At 51.9% G+C, this 16167-nt stretch carries 15 protein-coding genes; 3 read left to right on the forward strand and 12 right to left on the reverse strand.

Annotated features, from left to right (window positions below):
* Positions 1 to 295: 295 nt before the first annotated feature.
* The gene (gene fabB, locus A9B99_RS05285; protein WP_064595267.1) at positions 296 to 1516 is read right to left on the reverse strand and encodes a beta-ketoacyl-ACP synthase I; all 1221 of its coding nucleotides are present in this window, start codon (positions 1514 to 1516) and stop codon (positions 296 to 298) included.
* A gap of 157 nt (positions 1517 to 1673) precedes the next feature.
* Between fabB and mnmC the strand changes: the two genes are divergently transcribed.
* A complete protein-coding gene (gene mnmC / locus A9B99_RS05290) occupies positions 1674 to 3719 on the forward strand; it encodes a bifunctional tRNA (5-methylaminomethyl-2-thiouridine)(34)-methyltransferase MnmC2/FAD-dependent 5-carboxymethylaminomethyl-2-thiouridine(34) oxidoreductase MnmC1 (RefSeq protein WP_064595270.1) in 2046 nt (681 codons plus the stop codon).
* Positions 3720 to 3724: 5 nt separating this feature from the next.
* Here the strand turns inward: mnmC and A9B99_RS05295 are convergent, their stop codons facing one another.
* From A9B99_RS05295 to prmB, 6 genes are all read right to left on the reverse strand, one after another.
* Positions 3725 to 4000: a YfcL family protein gene (locus A9B99_RS05295; protein ID WP_064595272.1), complete on the reverse strand. Its 276-nt coding sequence runs from the start codon at positions 3998 to 4000 to the stop codon at positions 3725 to 3727.
* A gap of 25 nt (positions 4001 to 4025) precedes the next feature.
* Positions 4026 to 4571, reverse strand: a complete 546-nt coding sequence (locus A9B99_RS05300) for an elongation factor P hydroxylase (protein WP_064595565.1) — start codon at positions 4569 to 4571, stop codon at positions 4026 to 4028.
* A gap of 8 nt (positions 4572 to 4579) precedes the next feature.
* A complete protein-coding gene (locus A9B99_RS05305; protein ID WP_064595274.1) occupies positions 4580 to 5377 on the reverse strand; it encodes a sulfite exporter TauE/SafE family protein in 798 nt (265 codons plus the stop codon).
* 11 nt (positions 5378 to 5388) lie between these two features.
* Positions 5389 to 6213, reverse strand: coding sequence for a penicillin-insensitive murein endopeptidase (gene mepA, locus A9B99_RS05310; protein ID WP_064595276.1), 825 nt, complete (start codon positions 6211 to 6213; stop codon positions 5389 to 5391).
* A gap of 5 nt (positions 6214 to 6218) precedes the next feature.
* A complete protein-coding gene (gene aroC / locus A9B99_RS05315; RefSeq protein WP_064595278.1) occupies positions 6219 to 7304 on the reverse strand; it encodes a chorismate synthase in 1086 nt (361 codons plus the stop codon).
* A 63-nt stretch (positions 7305 to 7367) separates the two neighbouring features.
* A complete protein-coding gene (prmB, locus tag A9B99_RS05320) occupies positions 7368 to 8300 on the reverse strand; it encodes a 50S ribosomal protein L3 N(5)-glutamine methyltransferase (RefSeq protein ID WP_064595566.1) in 933 nt (310 codons plus the stop codon).
* Positions 8301 to 8468: 168 nt separating this feature from the next.
* Here prmB and smrB point away from each other — a divergent pair, with 168 nt between their 5' ends.
* On the forward strand, positions 8469 to 9020 hold the full coding sequence (gene smrB / locus A9B99_RS05325; protein WP_064595280.1) for an endonuclease SmrB: 552 nt from the start codon (positions 8469 to 8471) through the stop codon (positions 9018 to 9020).
* A gap of 47 nt (positions 9021 to 9067) precedes the next feature.
* On the opposite strand, the gene sixA is transcribed toward smrB, so the two are convergent.
* The 4 genes from sixA to A9B99_RS23765 all read right to left on the reverse strand — a co-directional run bounded on the left by sixA (position 9068) and on the right by A9B99_RS23765 (position 13557).
* A complete protein-coding gene (gene sixA / locus A9B99_RS05330) occupies positions 9068 to 9556 on the reverse strand; it encodes a phosphohistidine phosphatase SixA (protein ID WP_064595282.1) in 489 nt (162 codons plus the stop codon).
* 218 nt (positions 9557 to 9774) lie between these two features.
* On the reverse strand, positions 9775 to 11928 hold the full coding sequence (gene fadJ / locus A9B99_RS05335; protein ID WP_064595284.1) for a fatty acid oxidation complex subunit alpha FadJ: 2154 nt from the start codon (positions 11926 to 11928) through the stop codon (positions 9775 to 9777).
* Complete coding sequence (fadI, locus tag A9B99_RS05340) at positions 11928 to 13238, reverse strand: acetyl-CoA C-acyltransferase FadI (RefSeq protein WP_064595286.1); 1311 nt, start codon at positions 13236 to 13238, stop codon at positions 11928 to 11930. Before fadI ends, fadJ begins: the two co-directional genes overlap by 1 nt.
* Positions 13239 to 13416: 178 nt before the next feature.
* Positions 13417 to 13557: a DUF406 family protein gene (locus A9B99_RS23765; protein WP_156518986.1), complete on the reverse strand. Its 141-nt coding sequence runs from the start codon at positions 13555 to 13557 to the stop codon at positions 13417 to 13419.
* A gap of 359 nt (positions 13558 to 13916) precedes the next feature.
* Between A9B99_RS23765 and fadL the strand changes: the two genes are divergently transcribed.
* Positions 13917 to 15245 carry a long-chain fatty acid transporter FadL gene (gene fadL / locus A9B99_RS05345; protein WP_064595288.1) on the forward strand — a complete coding sequence of 443 codons (1329 nt, stop codon included), beginning with the start codon at positions 13917 to 13919 and terminating at the stop codon, positions 15243 to 15245.
* An 87-nt stretch (positions 15246 to 15332) separates the two neighbouring features.
* On the opposite strand, the gene mlaA is transcribed toward fadL, so the two are convergent.
* The gene (mlaA, locus tag A9B99_RS05350) at positions 15333 to 16085 is read right to left on the reverse strand and encodes a phospholipid-binding lipoprotein MlaA (RefSeq protein WP_064595290.1); all 753 of its coding nucleotides are present in this window, start codon (positions 16083 to 16085) and stop codon (positions 15333 to 15335) included.
* Positions 16086 to 16167: the final 82 nt, after the last annotated feature.

Below are 16167 nucleotides of genomic sequence, written 5' to 3' on the forward strand. Positions count from 1 at the left end.
AACACCTGTTTATTTAGTTTGAAAGCCCGCAGGCAATCTCTTATTTACATGTATGAGAAATGCTTATCGCTGTTTAACTGGCTATTAATAATAGTTAAAGCAAAAGGCGGTATTTATCGCAGCCAGAATAAAAGGAGAGAAAATATTTTAGCGCGGAGCTGGTTGTTCAGTGGAAGGCAGGTGGTTGTGCGAGAGTATGTTGCAGAGAAAACAATACAGAGTATAAAAATAGCAAGACTGCAAAAAAATAAAGGGGCAGTCACCCGCCCCTTATGCAAAAGACATTAAAACGCCTTTATTTGCTGTATTTACGCATTACCAGTGTGGCGTTGGTGCCGCCGAACCCGAAGCTGTTGGACATCACTGTTGTCAGGTCACGTTCAGTCGGTTCAGTAACGATATTCATGCCTTCAGCCAGCGGATCACGCTCGTCAATGTTAATGCTTGGCGCGATAAAACCGTGTTCCAGCATCAGCAGGCTGTAAATTGCTTCCTGAACCCCGGCAGCACCCAGTGAGTGGCCGGTCATGGCCTTAGTTGCAGATAGCGCTGGCGTATTTTCGCCAAACACTTCACGGATCGCACCCAGTTCTTTTACATCACCCACTGGTGTAGACGTACCATGAGTATTCAGGTAATCGACAGGTGTATCCAGACCTTCCATTGCCATTCTCATGCAACGCGCGGCACCTTCACCAGAAGGCGCAACCATATCTGCACCATCAGACGTTGCGCCATAACCAACGATTTCTGCATAAATATGAGCGCCACGAGCCAGAGCATGCTCCAGTTCTTCAACCACGACCATGCCGCCGCCGCCAGCGATAACAAAGCCGTCGCGATGTGCGTCATAAGTACGGGAAGCTTTTTCCGGGGTTTCATTGTATTTGGTAGACAGCGCGCCCATGGCATCAAACTCACAGGCCAGTTCCCAGCACAACTCTTCACCACCACCAGCGAACACGATATCTTGCTTACCAAGCTGAATTTGCTCAACCGCATTGCCAATACAGTGTGCTGATGTTGCACAGGCGGAGCTGATAGAGTAGTTCACGCCATGAATTTTAAATGGCGTAGCCAGGCAGGCAGAAACACCTGAGGCCATAGCTTTGGTAACAACGTAGGGGCCAACAGCTTTCAGACCACGAGGGCTGCGCATGGCATCTGCGCCAAAGACCTGAAATTTTGGCGAACCGCCACCAGAACCGGCAATCAGCCCAACGCGTGGGTTGTTCTGGTAAACTTCGTCAGCCAGTTTGGCATCTTTAATTGCCTCATCCATGGACAAGTAAGCATAAACAGAGGCGTCACTCATAAAGCGAACGACTTTGCGATCGATTAAGCCTGTGGTATCCAGCTTGACATTACCCCATACGTGGCTACGCATACCGGAATCTTTCAGTTCTTGAGAGAAAGTGATCCCTGAGCGCCCTTCACGCAGAGATGCCAGGACTTCCTGCTGGTTATTACCGATGCTGGAAACGATACCCAGGCCAGTAATCACTGCACGTTTCATTCAATACCTCTTTCACTGCATATTTTAGATTTCGTGTCGCACAATAGCGTACAGTTGTACGCCGAACAAGTCCGATCAGCCATTTTGTGCAGATAATTTGCGCCAGCTCAGACTAACCCTTAAGATCGTGGCACCCCGTGTTATACGAGCAACTTACGTGAAACAAAACTGCATACAAACTGCCACACTGGACTTCAATGCTGAGGGTACACCTGTTTCCCGACAATTTGATGACGTCTACTTTTCAAATGACAATGGGCTGGAAGAAACCCGCTATGTTTTCCTTGATGGAAACAGGCTGAAAGACCGGTTTTTCAACCACCAGGAAAGCGTGTTTGTGGTGGCTGAAAGCGGTTTTGGGACCGGGCTGAATTTTCTGGCGTTATGGGAACAATTCACCACCTTCCATACCGATAACCCGCAGGCAGCGCTACAGCGGTTGCACTTTATCAGTTTTGAAAAATTTCCGTTACGCCTGGATGACCTCACGAAAGCCCACCAGCAGTGGCCACAACTGGCTACATTCGCCACCCAATTGCAGGCGCAGTGGCCTGATGCGGTTGCCGGCTGCCACCGCCTGGTGCTGGATAATGGGCGCGTAACTGTAGATTTGTGGTTTGGCGATATTAATACCAGCCTCACCCAACTTGACTGCACCCTGAATCAGCAAATTGACGCCTGGTTTCTGGACGGTTTCGCCCCTTCGCGTAATCCAGACATGTGGAATCAGGCATTGTTTGACGGCATGGCTCGCCTGGCGAAACCTGGAGGGACCATGGCGACATTCACCTCCGCGGGTTTTGTTCGCCGTGGGTTACAGCAGGCTGGCTTTCAGGTTGAAAAACGTAAGGGGTTTGGCCGCAAGCGGGAAATGCTGACCGGTGTACTGGCTGAAGCCATCAGCACGCCACTCTCCACACCCTGGTATACCCGCCAGGCGGCAAGCTGCCGCGAGACGGCCATTATTGGTGGTGGTATTGCCAGTGCATTATTAAGCCTCGCGTTATTGCGCCGTGGCTGGGATGTAACCCTGTATTGCGCCGATAGCGCGCCAGCACAAGGCGCATCAGGAAACCGCCAGGGTGCGCTTTACCCATTGCTCAACCAACATGATCCGGCACTGGCCGCGTTTTTCCCTCACGCTTTTGGGTTCGCGCGACGGTTATATGACCGCCTGCCAGTGGCATTCGACCACGACTGGTGTGGTGTCACTCAGTTAGCGTGGAATGATAAAAGCGCCGATAAACTGGCAAAAATGCTGGATATGCCACTGCCTGAAACACTGATTCATGCAGTCAGTAAAGAAGCGATGCAGGCAACCTGCGGTGTGGAAACAGGGGTTTCTGGTATTTGCTTCCCGCAGGGCGGCTGGCTTTGCCCACAAACCCTGACTCATCAGGTAATTGAGCTGGCTTGCCAGCAAGGCCTGAAAGTGCATTATAACCAGCAGGCTCTGAGTCTGAACCGTAGTGGCGCAGGCTGGGAAATTCACTTTACCGGGGGCCAGACCACGCAGCATAGCAGTCTGGTACTGGCTAATGGACACAACATTACCCAATTTGAACAAACGGCTCATCTCCCTGCCTACCCGGTTGCAGGCCAGGTGAGCCATATCCCCACAACACCAGGGCTAGGCGCGCTGAAACAAGTTCTGTGTTATGACGGTTACCTGACACCGGTTGACTCTGCCCGCGGGCAACACTGTATTGGTGCCAGTTACCACCGGGGCCAGGCGGCGGCAAATTACAGCGAAGAAGACCAGGCTCAAAACCGGCAACGCCTGGTTGATTGCCTGCCACAGGCTCAATGGGCCAGGGAAGTCGACACCCGCGCAGGTGATGCCCGGTGTGGTGTGCGCTGTGCCACCCGTGATCATCTGCCTATGGTTGGGAATGTCCCGGATTACGCCGCGTTTATGGATGATTATGCCCAGAAGACCCCGGAAGAAATTGCCGCAACTCAGCGCCAGCTCCCCGTTCATCCGAACTTATTTATGCTCGGTGCACTGGGTTCACGTGGGTTATGCAGCGCGCCTCTGGTGGCTGAAATGCTGGCAGCACAAATGAGTGCGGAACCATTACCGTCCGACCAGAAAACACTGGCAGCCATGACACCGTCCAGGTTATGGGTACGCAAGTGGCTGAAAGGCAGAAAAATAGAGAAGAAAACGCAAGGGTTATGCCCGGCCCTCAGGCCGGGTTGAGTGGATTATGCTTTGGCCTGGTTCCACAATTTGTCCCACATATCCAGAACCAGTACCTGGTCTGGTGGTGACAACTCCCCGGCGTTGATGGCGGTTTCAAGGCTTTGCCCAACATGCTGGTATACCCGCTCGAAGGAGTGGTCATCGCCCTGCTCCACCTCGGCAATAGCCAGAGTCAGGTGCCCACGCAAATACCCGCTGGCAAACAATTCATCGTCAGAGGCATGCTCGACCATATCGTCAATTAAACCCAGAATGCGTGCTTCAAACGCTTCAATCATCTTTCTCTCCTGGTTGGTATGGCGCTCAGCACAAATCTTCGGGCCATGGAAAAGATTCTGCCGTGAAGGGCGCAGAATGATAATACTGTTGTAAAGCGGCAATAAAACGAGCCGGACGGGCAGGAACACTTGCAGATAACCAGTGCATCACCTGCTGGTGAACCCGCCGCTGAAACACAATACGGTCGGGTTCAAAATCTCCACTGAGGTTGTCGCAACTGACATTAAAGGCAAACCCGGCAGCAACACAGAACATCCATTCCAGTGCCTGGGGTTTCACTTCCACATCTTCGAACTGATGCTGTGTTGCTTCATCGCGCCCGTCCGGGCAATACCAGTAACCGAAATCAACCAGCTTGCGCCGCGCTTCACCAGCAATACACCAGTGTGCGATTTCGTGCAGAGCACTGGCATAATAGCCATGAGCAAACACCACACGATGGTAAGAGGCTTCGCTGTCTGCAGGCAGATAAATTGGCTCGTCCGTGCCTTTGACCAGGCGAGTATTGTAGTCTTCGGCGAAACAACCATTAAAAATCTCAATCAGTTGTTCGTAGTGATGTGTTTCCATTACTTCCATTACTGCATACCTAACCAGTGAAGAATAGTTTGCCCGTGGCTGTCGAACAGTAATTTGGCGCTCATCACCGCCGATACCACCACTATCATAGGGCGAATCAGTTTGTGGCCTTTGCTCAGCACCAGACGGGACCCTATGCGGGCACCGCAAAACTGCCCGGCCATCATGACAAAGCCAGTACCCCATACCACTTTGCCGCCAATAATAAACAACAGTAGCCCGCCAAGGTTAGAAGTGGCATTGAGCAATTTCGCATGAGCCGTGGCTTTAGCAAGATTAAACCCGGCCAGTGCAACAAACGCCAACGCATAAAATGAGCCAGCCCCCGGGCCAAAAAATCCATCATAAAAGCCCACGCACCCACCTGCAACCAGGGCAAATGGCAGCCCATGTAAACGGCGTTGCCTGTCGGCTTCGCCAAGGCGTGGCATTAACAAAAAATATAAGCCAATGGCGATGACCAGTATGGGCAGGATCTGGCGCAAAATGTCGGCATGCATATGCTGCACCAGTAATGCACCAGATGTAGCGCCAATGAACGTCATCAGCACATTCAGTTTTTGGTCTGCCAGGCTCACCACTTTGCGGCGAATGAAATAGAGCGATGAAGAAACTGAGCCACCGCAAGCCTGTAGTTTATTGGTGGCCAGTGCCTGAGCTGGAGGCAGGCCGGCTGCCAGTAGAGCCGGAACAGTCAACAACCCGCCACCACCAGCCAGAGAATCAATAAAACCAGCAAGCATTGCGACAAAAAATAACACCACCAGCACCAGTGGTGAAACCATGAACCACTCCATGCACTTGTCCCTTATAACAATTTTTTATCCAGTAATGCCTGGCAGGATGCCGGTATCGGTGGCGGTGTTTTTTTACCGGGTTTCACAGCACCAGGTTTAGGCGGCTCGAACCAACTTTGCAGCTCCGCACCACAGCCATCACCCGGTGGTGGTGGCGCCTGGTCAATGCACTCAAGGCTGGTTGCCGGGCAGTTCAGACGCACATGCATATGTGCCCGGTGAGCAAACCAGGGGCGCACTTTGCGCAACCAGGTGCGGTCAGTGCCAGCGGTTTCACACAGTTTTTCTTTGATTGCCGGGTTAACAAAAATCCTTGCGACATCGCTGTCTTCAGCAGCCAGTTTTATCAACTGGCCGATTTCTGGCTGCCAGAGCGATTCAACCACATGTTTTCCGCCCGGTGCGACCAAATCCAGAGCCTGAGGTTTTAACAATTGCGCGCTGGACCAGCGTACTTTGGGCAGTTGCAGGAAAATATCCACATCCAGGCCACTTTGGTGGCTGGCGTGACCGCTACTAAAACGCCCACCCGCTGCCATACCCATATCGCCAATCAACAGCGTTCCCATGCCGTGTTGGTGCACACTGGCAGACAAACGGCCAATAAACGCCAGCAAATCGGGGTGACCAAAGTAACGGTGCTGATCAGTACGCATCACCTGGTAATTATCGGACTGTAGCGGCAATGGCTCGGCACCAATAATACAACCATTGGCATACGCACCGATTGATTGCGGTGAACCGGCAACCGGATGCGTGATTTTCTGCCAGGGTGTCGCGGCCTGAGCAAGGCCGCACATTAACAAACCAGCTAACGCAAAAATGGTTCTGTTCATTCAGATTACCAGCGAGGAAGCGAGCTGGCGACATCCGCATTCTGCGCACGCTGGCGCAACGCGTGGTCCATCAGCACGATTGCCAGCATAGCTTCGGCGATCGGCACTGCACGAATACCTACACAAGGGTCATGACGACCGCGAGTGACCATCTCAACTTCTTCGCCTGCACGGTTAATAGTTTTTCCCGGCACCATAATGCTGGAAGTGGGTTTCAGTGCAATGTTAGCCACTATTTGCTGACCACTGCTGATACCACCCAACACGCCACCAGCATGGTTGCTGGTGAAGCCGGACTGGGTAATTTCATCGCGGTTTTCGCTGCCACGCAGCCCCACCACACCAAAACCATCGCCAATTTCAACACCTTTCACTGCATTAATGCTCATTAGTGCATGGGCGATATCCGCATCCAGTCGGTCGAAAACCGGCTCACCAAAACCAGGAGGGACGTTATCTGCAACAACCGTCACTTTCGCGCCGATTGAATCCCCTTCTTTCTTGAGTGCACGCATCAGTTCATCAAGTGCAGCCACTTTATCCGGATCCGGGCAGAAGAACGCATTTTGCTCAACCTGTTCCCAGTCAACGATATCCAGTGGGACATCGCCCATTTGCGAAAGGCATGCGCGCACCACAATACCGAATTTTTCAGCCAGATATTTCTTGGCAATTGCACCAGCGGCAACTCGCATTGCCGTTTCGCGAGCCGATGAACGGCCTCCGCCACGATAATCGCGCAGGCCATATTTTTGCTCGTAGGTGTAATCTGCATGACCCGGACGGAATACATCCTTAATGGCGCTGTAATCCTGAGAGCGCTGATCGGTATTTTCGATAAGCAACCCAATGCTGGTACCGGTGGTGACACCTTCGAATACCCCGGATAAAATTTTTACCTGATCCGGTTCGCGGCGTTGAGTGGTGTAACGTGAAGTCCCCGGACGACGGCGGTCCAGGTCATGTTGCAAGTCCGCTTCAGTCAGCGCAATACCCGGTGGGACGCCATCAACAATGCAGCCCAACGCCAACCCATGAGACTCACCAAACGTGGTTACACGGAATACCTGTCCAATAGTGTTACCTGCCATCACGGCTCCTTACCGTTGTTATCGTTTAAAGGGGCAATTGTGGGCCAGGCGGCCCACAGCAGATTAATCTTTATAAATACTGAAATACTCATGCGCGGCAATAAGCTGCGCTTTGGTCAGCATAAAGACGCCATCACCGCCGTTATCAAATTCAAGCCAGGTGAAAGGGACATCGGGGTATTGTTCTGCCAGATGTACCATGCTGTTGCCGACTTCACAAATCAGGATGCCGCCATCAGCCAGGTAGTCCGGGGAACAGGCCAGTATCCGGCGGGCAAGTTTCAGGCCATCAGTGCCCGCAGCCAGCCCCAGTTCAGGTTCAAAGCGGTATTCACCCGGCAAATCCGCCATATCTTCTGCGTCAACATAGGGCGGGTTGGTCACAATAATGTCGTACTGTACTTTGGGCAAATCACGGAAAAGATCAGAACGAATCGGGGTGACCTGATGCTCCAGCCCATGTTCCGCAATATTGCGCTCCGCCACAGCCAGGGCATCCGGGGAGATATCCACTGCATCCACTTCAGCTTCCGGGAATGCATAAGCACAGGCAATAGCAATACACCCACTACCTGTACACATATCCAGAAGATGTGCCGGCTCGCCATCCGCCAGCCCGGCAAAATGTGTGTTGATCAGTTCACCAATCGGGGAACGCGGCACCAGCACCCGTTCGTCAACATAAAACTCATGGCCGCAAAACCAGGCTTTGTTGGTCAGGTAGGCGACCGGTATACGCTCGTTCACACGGCGAATCACCCGTTCAACAATGCGGTGACGTTCGCTGGATGTCAGGCGGCACTGACGCATGTCTTCAGGGATATCCAGTGGCAGGTAGAGAGTGGGTAGCACCAGTTGTACGGCTTCATCCCACGGGTTATCCGTACCGTGCCCATACCAAATATTTGCCGCGCTAAAACGGCTGACGGCCCAACGCAGCATATCCTGAATAGTGTGCAGTTCATTGACTGCCTCTTCGACAAAAATTTTATCCACATGCCCTCCGCAGGCCGTTAGCGCTGTTATTTCGGCCGCTAGTTTGCCACGAACCCGGCGATAAATCAGCATCAGGGCGCGCCACAGAGCTGAAATTGGCGGTTTTATTTAATTGCAACCATTAAAGCAGGTAAACTGGCAAGTATTGCATGACAGGAATGAAAAGATATGAAGAAAAAAGCGCAGTTGAGTACAGAAGACCAGGCGCTGTTTCGTGAATTAATGCGTGGCACCCGGAAACTGGCTCAGGACACGATTGTTCACAGACCGGTACGCAAGAAAGTCACTGAAATGCCGGTAAAACGCCTGGTCCAGGAGCAAGTTGACGCCAGCCACTATTTTTCCGATGAATTTCAACCTCTGCTTTCCAGTGAAGGGCCGGTGCGTTATGTCCGTGAAGATATCAGCCATTTTGAGCTAAAAAAACTGCGCCGTGGCGACTACACGCCAGATTTGATGCTGGATTTACATGGGTTAACACAACTGCAGGCCAAACAAGAGCTGGGAGCGCTAATTGCTGCCTGCCGCCGGGAACATGTGTATTGCGCCTGCGTAATGCATGGGCACGGAAAACATATCCTTAAGCAACAGACCCCATTATGGCTGGCCCAGCACCCGCACGTTATGGCGTTTCACCAGGCCCCCAAAGAGTGGGGTGGCGATGCGGCATTACTGGTATTGATTGAAGTGGATGAGTGGCAGCCACCTGAACTTCCCTGAACCCAGAAACACGCAGAGCCGGCAAGCGGCTCTTAAGTGTTCAGACATTAAATTGCTTTTGCCACTTTTAAATTACACGGGCTGATTTGCCATTCAAATGCCCCTTTGCCCGTTTCCGGCGCAATAGTGACGGAGGCAATCGCCGATGTACAGAACATCGGAGGCGTTTCCTCCGGGCACAGTTCTGATACAAGGTACCCCACCAATGGCAAGTGAGAGATAACCAGCACAGACTTTTCACCCTGCTCTGCCAGTGCCTGGAGATAACACCCCACCAGGCCCACATCGCCGCAAGGCATCAACTCAGGCATTGTTTCTTTCTCGCCTGGCAGAGAAAGTTGCTGACTCACAACATCCAGTGTCTGCTCCGCACGCAAAAATGGACTCACCAAAACACGTCCAATTTCTACCTGCTGACCTTTTAACCAGGTCGCCATCATCTGCGATTCGTCAATCCCCACCTGAGTGAGAGGACGAACCGCATCACTGGCGGCATCGAGCGCCGCGTCGCCATGACGCATGATAAAAACTTGCATATTGCACCGCTTTTGTTAACCAGAAACACCTGCTCACCCCGCACGAAACCAACCGCAATCCGTACGCGCTAACAGGGGGTCGGGCATTGTGCCTTATCCATACATCAAATTGAACGGTGTGTTTTACCGCATTGCTGTAAGGATAGTCAATATCCGTTTATAAAATAACCACACTGTCGTTATTTGCAGTCACTTTTACAAAAACTTAGAGTTCTCTGTCACTGGACAGGTTCATTTTTTCGCCAAAAAAACTCACCTTCTTTTGCCATTTGTTGCAAAAGCCCGCACGGCGTAAATCTTTCGCCATAACGTTCGGCAAGCTGGGTCAGACGAGTAGCGACTTCACTTGCCCCAAGGCTGTCCATATAGCGAAATGGTCCACCAAGAAAAGGCGGAAAACCAATACCAAACACCGCGCCAATATCGCCATCACGTACAGAACGCAGCACGTTTTCATCCAGACAACGGGCGGCTTCATTCAGCATCAAAAACAGACAGCGCTCCGCTATTTCTTCGCCAGGTTTACTCACCCGTGGCGTTACGCCCAGCACAGAATAAACCGATGTATCTGGTTGTTTTTTATTCGCTTTAAATGGATTTTTGGTTTTCGCCTGATACAGGTAGAAACCCCGTCCATTTTTACGCCCTTTGCGGTCATCACCTAAAATTGCCCTGACTGCCGACTGCGGCGCAGCAAAACGCTCACCATAAGCAGTTTCCAGTACTGGCATGATTTTCGTGCCAATATCAATACCCACTTCATCCAGCAACTGTAGTGGCCCAACCGGAAATCCTTTTTTAACCAGGGCATTATCAATATGTTCGATGGGCTCACCTTCAGCCAGGCAACGAATCGCCTCGTTAATATAGGGCGCGAGAATACGGTTCACGTAAAACCCGGCGCAGTCGCCCACAACAATCGGCGTTTTCCCTTGTTTTTTAGCCAGCGCCACCACTGTGGAAACCACTTCCGCATCGGTACCAGCATGGGGAATCACTTCCACCAACGGCATTTTATCTACCGGGCTGAAGTAGTGTAGACCGATAACCCTTCCCGGTGCATCAGCCCCGCGGGCTATCTCTGCAATGGGTAATGACGATGTATTTGAAGCAAAGATAGTGTCTGGCGCACAGTGTTCCTGGATTTCACTGACCATTTTTTGCTTCAGCGCCAAATCTTCAAATACCGCCTCTATAACCAACTGACACTGGCCAAATCCACGGTAATCAGTACCACCGGAAATGCGCGCCATTTGCAGATTACGCTCAGAAGCGGTCAGGTGGCGACGGCGAACTTTTTTATCCAGCATTGACCAGGCATATTGCAATGCGTGGTTAATCCCTTTGTCATTGATATCTTTAATGCGCACCGGCAGCCCGGCTTTAGTTGCGGTAACAGTGGCAATGCCACCGCCCATCAACCCACCACCCAACACCCCCACGCGCTTAACGCTGACGGGTGGCGTGGCGCTCCCCGGGTCTTTTTTCAGGTCAGTGCTGGCAAAAAACAGGCTGCGTAGTGCCGCCGATTCAGGCGTCATTGCCAGTTCACCGAATGCCTGAGCTTCCGCAGCAAGGCCATTTGTCATGCCAGATGACAACCCGGTTTCCATCACATCAAGAATGCGCTCTGCCGCCGGGTAGTTGCCCTGAGTCTTTGCCAGGGTCTTTTTACGGGCGGTATTAAAAATAAGCGTTCGTGCCAGCTTCCCCGCTAAGAAACGGGTTTTCAACGGTAGCGGTTGTGCAGGTTGTGAGCCTTTTTTGGCCAGGGAAACCGCCGTTGCCAACAAAATACTTTGTGGTACGACATCATCAACCAGACCACACTTTTTAGCCTGCCGTGGGCGTAACGATTTCCCTGTCAGGATCATGTCCAGTGCGCCAGGAAGCCCAATCAAACGCGGCAGGCGTTGTGTACCGCCCGACCCCGGCAATAAACCTAGTTGCACTTCAGGCAAACCTAACTGGGTTTGCGGGGAATCGGAACATACCCGGCTGTGGCAGGCCAGCGCCAGTTCCAGTCCACCGCCAAGGCAGGCCCCATGAATAGCCGCAACCACCGGAACCCGTAAGCTACTTAATTCCGCCATAACCTGCTGCCCGGCACGAGCCAGTTGGCTGGCCTCCCCGGCGGTCTGGCAGGCTTCAATCATGCGAATATCTGCCCCGGCGACAAAGTTATCTGGCTTACCGGAAATCAGAACCACACCTTCCAGTTCGTTCAGTGCGTTCAGTTCACCCAGCAAATTTTTTACTTCATTAACAAACTCCGCCCGCAGGGTATTCATTTTTTCGCCCGGGACATCAATAGTCACAATGGCAATATTGTCCGGGCCCACCGCCAGGTTAAATGCGGAAATCTGTTCCATTATTCGCTCTCCAGTACCATTGCCGCACCAAGCCCACCCGCGGCACAAGCCGTGACCAGCCCAAGCCCACCACCACGACGGCGTAATTCATTAAGTGTCTGCGTAATCATTCGTGTGCCTGTTGCTGCAAAGGGGTGCCCGTAGGCCAGTGAACCGCCCAGCACATTAAACTTGTCCATATCGACTTCGCCGGTTGCGCCACTCTGCCCCAGCACATCCCGGCCAAATTTATCGCTGGCGAGGCACTTCAGGTTCGTCAACGTTTGTGCGGCGAAGGCTTCGTGCATATCAAACAGCGTCAGGTCGGCAAGAGTTATTCCTGCCCTGGAGAGTGCCAGCGGCGTTGACCAGGCTGGCCCCAACAACATGTCCTGCCAAACATCAATTGCGGTAAACGCATAGCTGCGCAGGTAGCCTAATGGCTGCAAGCCCAGTGATTTTGCCTGTGACTCCGCCATCATAATGACAGCCGATGCTCCGTCAGTGAGCGGCGTACTATTTGCCGCAGTCACACTGCCATGCTTGCGATCAAAGGCCGGGCGCAGGCGGGCATAATCTGCCAGCGAAGTTTCCGGGCGAATATTATTATCCTGGTGAAAAGCGGCTGTATAAGGAGGAATAAAAGCGGTCATGACCTCATCATTCAATTTGCCTTCCTGCCAGGCAAGTGCTGCAAGCTGGTGTGAACGGTAAGCGAGGGCATCCTGATCTTCACGGGAAATACTGTGTGTTTTGGCCATTTGTTCCGCGGTGTCACCCATACGTAAACCCGTGGAGTATTCCGCGACAGCAGGAGGGACTGGCATCAGGTCGCGCAGGCGCAGGCGCGAGAAAAGTTTCAGGCGTTGCGCGACTGAGCGTGTTTTTGTGATATCAACCAACGTTTTTGCCAGCTTACGGCTCACCCCTATCGGCAGAACAGAAGATGAATCCGCCCCGCCCGCAACTCCAGTATGAATGGTGCCAACCATAATACTTTCGGCAATATTAGCGACAGCCTGGAAACTGGTTGCACAAGCACGGCTGACGCTGTAAGCATCAGTATGCACTGACATCCCGGTTCCCAGGACAATTTCCCGGGCGATATTGGGTGCTTCCGGCATTTGTACCACCTGGCCGAATACCAACTGTTGAACCAGTTGCGGGTCTATTTCATTGCGAGTGAGTAGTTCACTCACCACCATTTTTCCCAGTTCAACAGCGGGTATACCATGAAACGCAGTAGCCTGGCGTGCGAACGGTGTTCTTAACCCGGCAATAAATGCAACACGATCCCCCTGGCGAGTAACCAGTGGCAGCGACTGTTTCATAAAGCTCCCCAAATCGAATAATTAGCGCAAAGTGGTCTGACCTGATAAAAGTTTTAACCAAATTTTTACACTACGCCAACTGTAATGAGGGAAAAGTGCGAGGCAAAACACGAAATTGCGCCGGAGAGCAAGGAGTGAAGGATGAGCACATCACTTGCTTCATCTCCCATGGGTGAGGTTATCTGGCAAGATTCCGGCTCCACTTCTTGTTGGAGTCAAATACCCGGCACATGGTGGCAACATAATCTGCATTGTCCTTAATCGTACCCACATCAACACAACTGCATACTGGCATTTGTTGCGCTTTACTCTGGCTCATTACCCCCTCCCTGCGCTCTGGCTGGTGTAACTTAATACTGTTTAATCGTTTATGTAGCCATGAGTTCTTGTGTGCTTCGGTTACTGATAGTGATGAAAATCACACATCATTTCGATGCAAAACAACCCGGAGTTATTCACTTGACCGAATCTGACCTGTTTTTTGCTATGGAGTTCGCGTTTTATTAAACATATTTGAAAAATATTATAAACAAACTTGCAACATAGTGACTGGTCAGACCTATACTCACGCCACTGGTCTGATTTCTCTGTACATCGTCAGACCCTACACTTCGCGCTCCTGTTACCACATGTAACATTGTTTTAATAACAATAATCGATGAGAATGAGGTTTTGGGTATGAGTCAGAAACCCCGTTTTACCAAATGTGCTCTTGCTATTGCAGTGGCTGTCGTATCAACTCAGGCCTGGTCAGCTGGCTTCCAGTTAAATGAGTTTTCTTCTTCTGGCCTTGGCCGGGCTTATTCCGGCGAAGGTGCCATTGGTGATAATGCCGGTTCTGCCAGCCGTAACCCGGCAACTATCATGCTGTTTGACCGCCCGACTATGTCTTTGGGTGCCGTGTTTGTTGACCCGGGCGTTGATATTTCTGGTAAGTCCCCCAGCGGGCAGAGCCTTGATGCCAAAAATATCGCGCCAACAGCCTGGGTGCCCAATTTCCATTTCGTCGCACCTATTAATGACCAGTTCGGTTGGGGGGCATCAATTACCTCCAATTATGGTCTCGCAACCGAATACAGTAATAATTACGCTGCTGGCACCCTGGGCGGTAAAACAGACCTGGAAACCCTTAACCTGAATTTGAGCGGTGCCTACCGTCTGAACCAGCACTGGAGTTTCGGTTTAGGGTTTGACGCGGTATTTGCCAAAGCAAAAATTGAACGTTATGCCGGGGATGCGGGCCTGATGGCTGCAGCGCAATACCCGGCTTACGCACAGTATTTGAATGTTCCGGCAAATACCCAAATTGCCCACCTGAAAGGGGATGCCTGGGGCTTTGGCTGGAATGCCGGTATTTTGTACGAGCTGGATAAAAACAACCGCTACGGCTTTACATACCGCTCTGAAGTGAAAGTCGACTTCGACGGTGATTATAAAAGTTCTCTGCCGCCTTCCAGTGCGCTGCCCAGTAACCTGCAGGCTATCTACGCTGGTATGGGCTTACCTGCCGGAACCAACGGGCAAACTGTCGATGGTTCTTTAACACTGAACCTGCCGGAAATGTGGGAGCTTTCAGGTTATAACCGCGTTGCGCCGAAATGGGCAGTCCACTACAGCCTGACATACACCAGTTGGAGCCAGTTCCAGGAGCTGAAAGCCACAGGTAACGACGGCGGTGTCCTGTTCCAGAAAGACGAAAAATACAAAGATGCGTGGCGTATTGCTCTGGGGACAACCTACTACCTGAATGATACCTGGACGCTGCGTACGGGTATCGCCTTTGATGACAGCCCGGTTCCCGCAGCCACGCGTTCCATCTCAATTCCTGACCAGGACCGTTTGTGGCTGAGCGCTGGGGCAACCTATGCCATCACGCCGGATGCGTCTGTTGATGTTGGTATGTCTTACATGCATGGTCAGCACGTTACAATTCAGGAAGGCCCTTACAAGTTTGAATCCAATGGTAAGGCCTGGTTGTACGGCGCTAACTTCAACTACCGCTTCTGATAGTTTTGCCAGACATAACCGCAAAAGGGTGAGCACAGGCTCACCCTTTTAATGTATATCACTTAAATCACGCCATCATGCTGGCAATTACGGTGAATCAATCTCTTTCAGGTCACCCTGAATGGCTGCGGCATTTGGGTTCACTTCAGGTTTCAGTTTGCCGCCACGGGCAATAAAGTCATAACGCTGGAAGTAGGCTTCACGCACCATCACGTAAGGATCGCTGGACTGGCGCAACAGGCCATCGGAATCCAGTAACTGAGCACGGGTTTCAATACCTTCAATAGTCCATTTACCAATAGACATCGGCCAGGTCAGCCAGGACAGAACCGGGTAGAGGTCATCAACAAACTGCCCGCCATCTTCACGTATGGTAAAGCTCCCGTAGAACGGCAATTCTACGTAAGGCCCGTAACCCACGCCATAGTGCCCAAGGGTGCTCCCGAAACGGTGTGGCACTTCACGCTGAAGTTTGGGGTTAGCCATCCCCGCCACATCCATAAACCCGCCCATACCCAGCAAGGTGTTCAGGAAGAAACGCGTAAAATGCACGAAGCCTTTATACGGGTCGCCCTGCAGGAAGTAGTTCACCATGGTTGCCGGCTCTTCGAGGTTGCTGGTGAAGTTGCTTAACCCATTACGGGCAGGTTGTGGAACATAATCACGCCAGGCCACAGCGACTGGACGAACAACGTAAGGATCCAGCACATCGTAGTTGAAGGAAAACATCGTGCGGTTGAAACCTTCCAGTGGGTCTGAACGCCCCTGTTCATCAGGATGGCTGGCACACCCGGCCAGAACCGTAACCGCCATCGCCAGGCTGGTCAGGCGAAAATTCATAGGTGTCTCCCTGTTAAATAGCGCAACCACTTATAAGGTGGCAGTGTTGAGCCAAGGATTCTGGTTGTTGCATTATTAATAG

The sequence above is a fragment of the Mangrovibacter phragmitis genome (genome assembly GCF_001655675.1).
In the GTDB taxonomy this organism is placed as follows: Bacteria; Pseudomonadota; Gammaproteobacteria; order Enterobacterales; family Enterobacteriaceae; genus Mangrovibacter; species Mangrovibacter phragmitis.

What these genes read in the sequence shown, in the direction of transcription:
- fabB (WP_064595267.1), bottom strand. Translation starts at nt 1,516, where the DNA reads ATGAAACGTGCAGTGATTACTGGCCTGGGTATCGTTTCCAGCATCGGT.
- A9B99_RS05295 (WP_064595272.1), bottom strand. Translation starts at nt 4,000, where the DNA reads ATGATTGAAGCGTTTGAAGCACGCATTCTGGGTTTAATTGACGATATG.
- A9B99_RS05300 (WP_064595565.1), bottom strand. Translation starts at nt 4,571, where the DNA reads ATGGAAACACATCACTACGAACAACTGATTGAGATTTTTAATGGTTGT.
- A9B99_RS05305 (WP_064595274.1), bottom strand. Translation starts at nt 5,377, where the DNA reads ATGGAGTGGTTCATGGTTTCACCACTGGTGCTGGTGGTGTTATTTTTT.
- mepA (WP_064595276.1), bottom strand. Translation starts at nt 6,213, where the DNA reads ATGAACAGAACCATTTTTGCGTTAGCTGGTTTGTTAATGTGCGGCCTT.
- aroC (WP_064595278.1), bottom strand. Translation starts at nt 7,304, where the DNA reads ATGGCAGGTAACACTATTGGACAGGTATTCCGTGTAACCACGTTTGGT.
- smrB (WP_064595280.1), top strand. Translation starts at nt 8,469, where the DNA reads ATGAAGAAAAAAGCGCAGTTGAGTACAGAAGACCAGGCGCTGTTTCGT.
- sixA (WP_064595282.1), bottom strand. Translation starts at nt 9,556, where the DNA reads ATGCAAGTTTTTATCATGCGTCATGGCGACGCGGCGCTCGATGCCGCC.
- fadJ (WP_064595284.1), bottom strand. Translation starts at nt 11,928, where the DNA reads ATGGAACAGATTTCCGCATTTAACCTGGCGGTGGGCCCGGACAATATT.
- fadI (WP_064595286.1), bottom strand. Translation starts at nt 13,238, where the DNA reads ATGAAACAGTCGCTGCCACTGGTTACTCGCCAGGGGGATCGTGTTGCA.
- A9B99_RS23765 (WP_156518986.1), bottom strand. Translation starts at nt 13,557, where the DNA reads ATGAGCCAGAGTAAAGCGCAACAAATGCCAGTATGCAGTTGTGTTGAT.
- fadL (WP_064595288.1), top strand. Translation starts at nt 13,917, where the DNA reads ATGAGTCAGAAACCCCGTTTTACCAAATGTGCTCTTGCTATTGCAGTG.
- mlaA (WP_064595290.1), bottom strand. Translation starts at nt 16,085, where the DNA reads ATGAATTTTCGCCTGACCAGCCTGGCGATGGCGGTTACGGTTCTGGCC.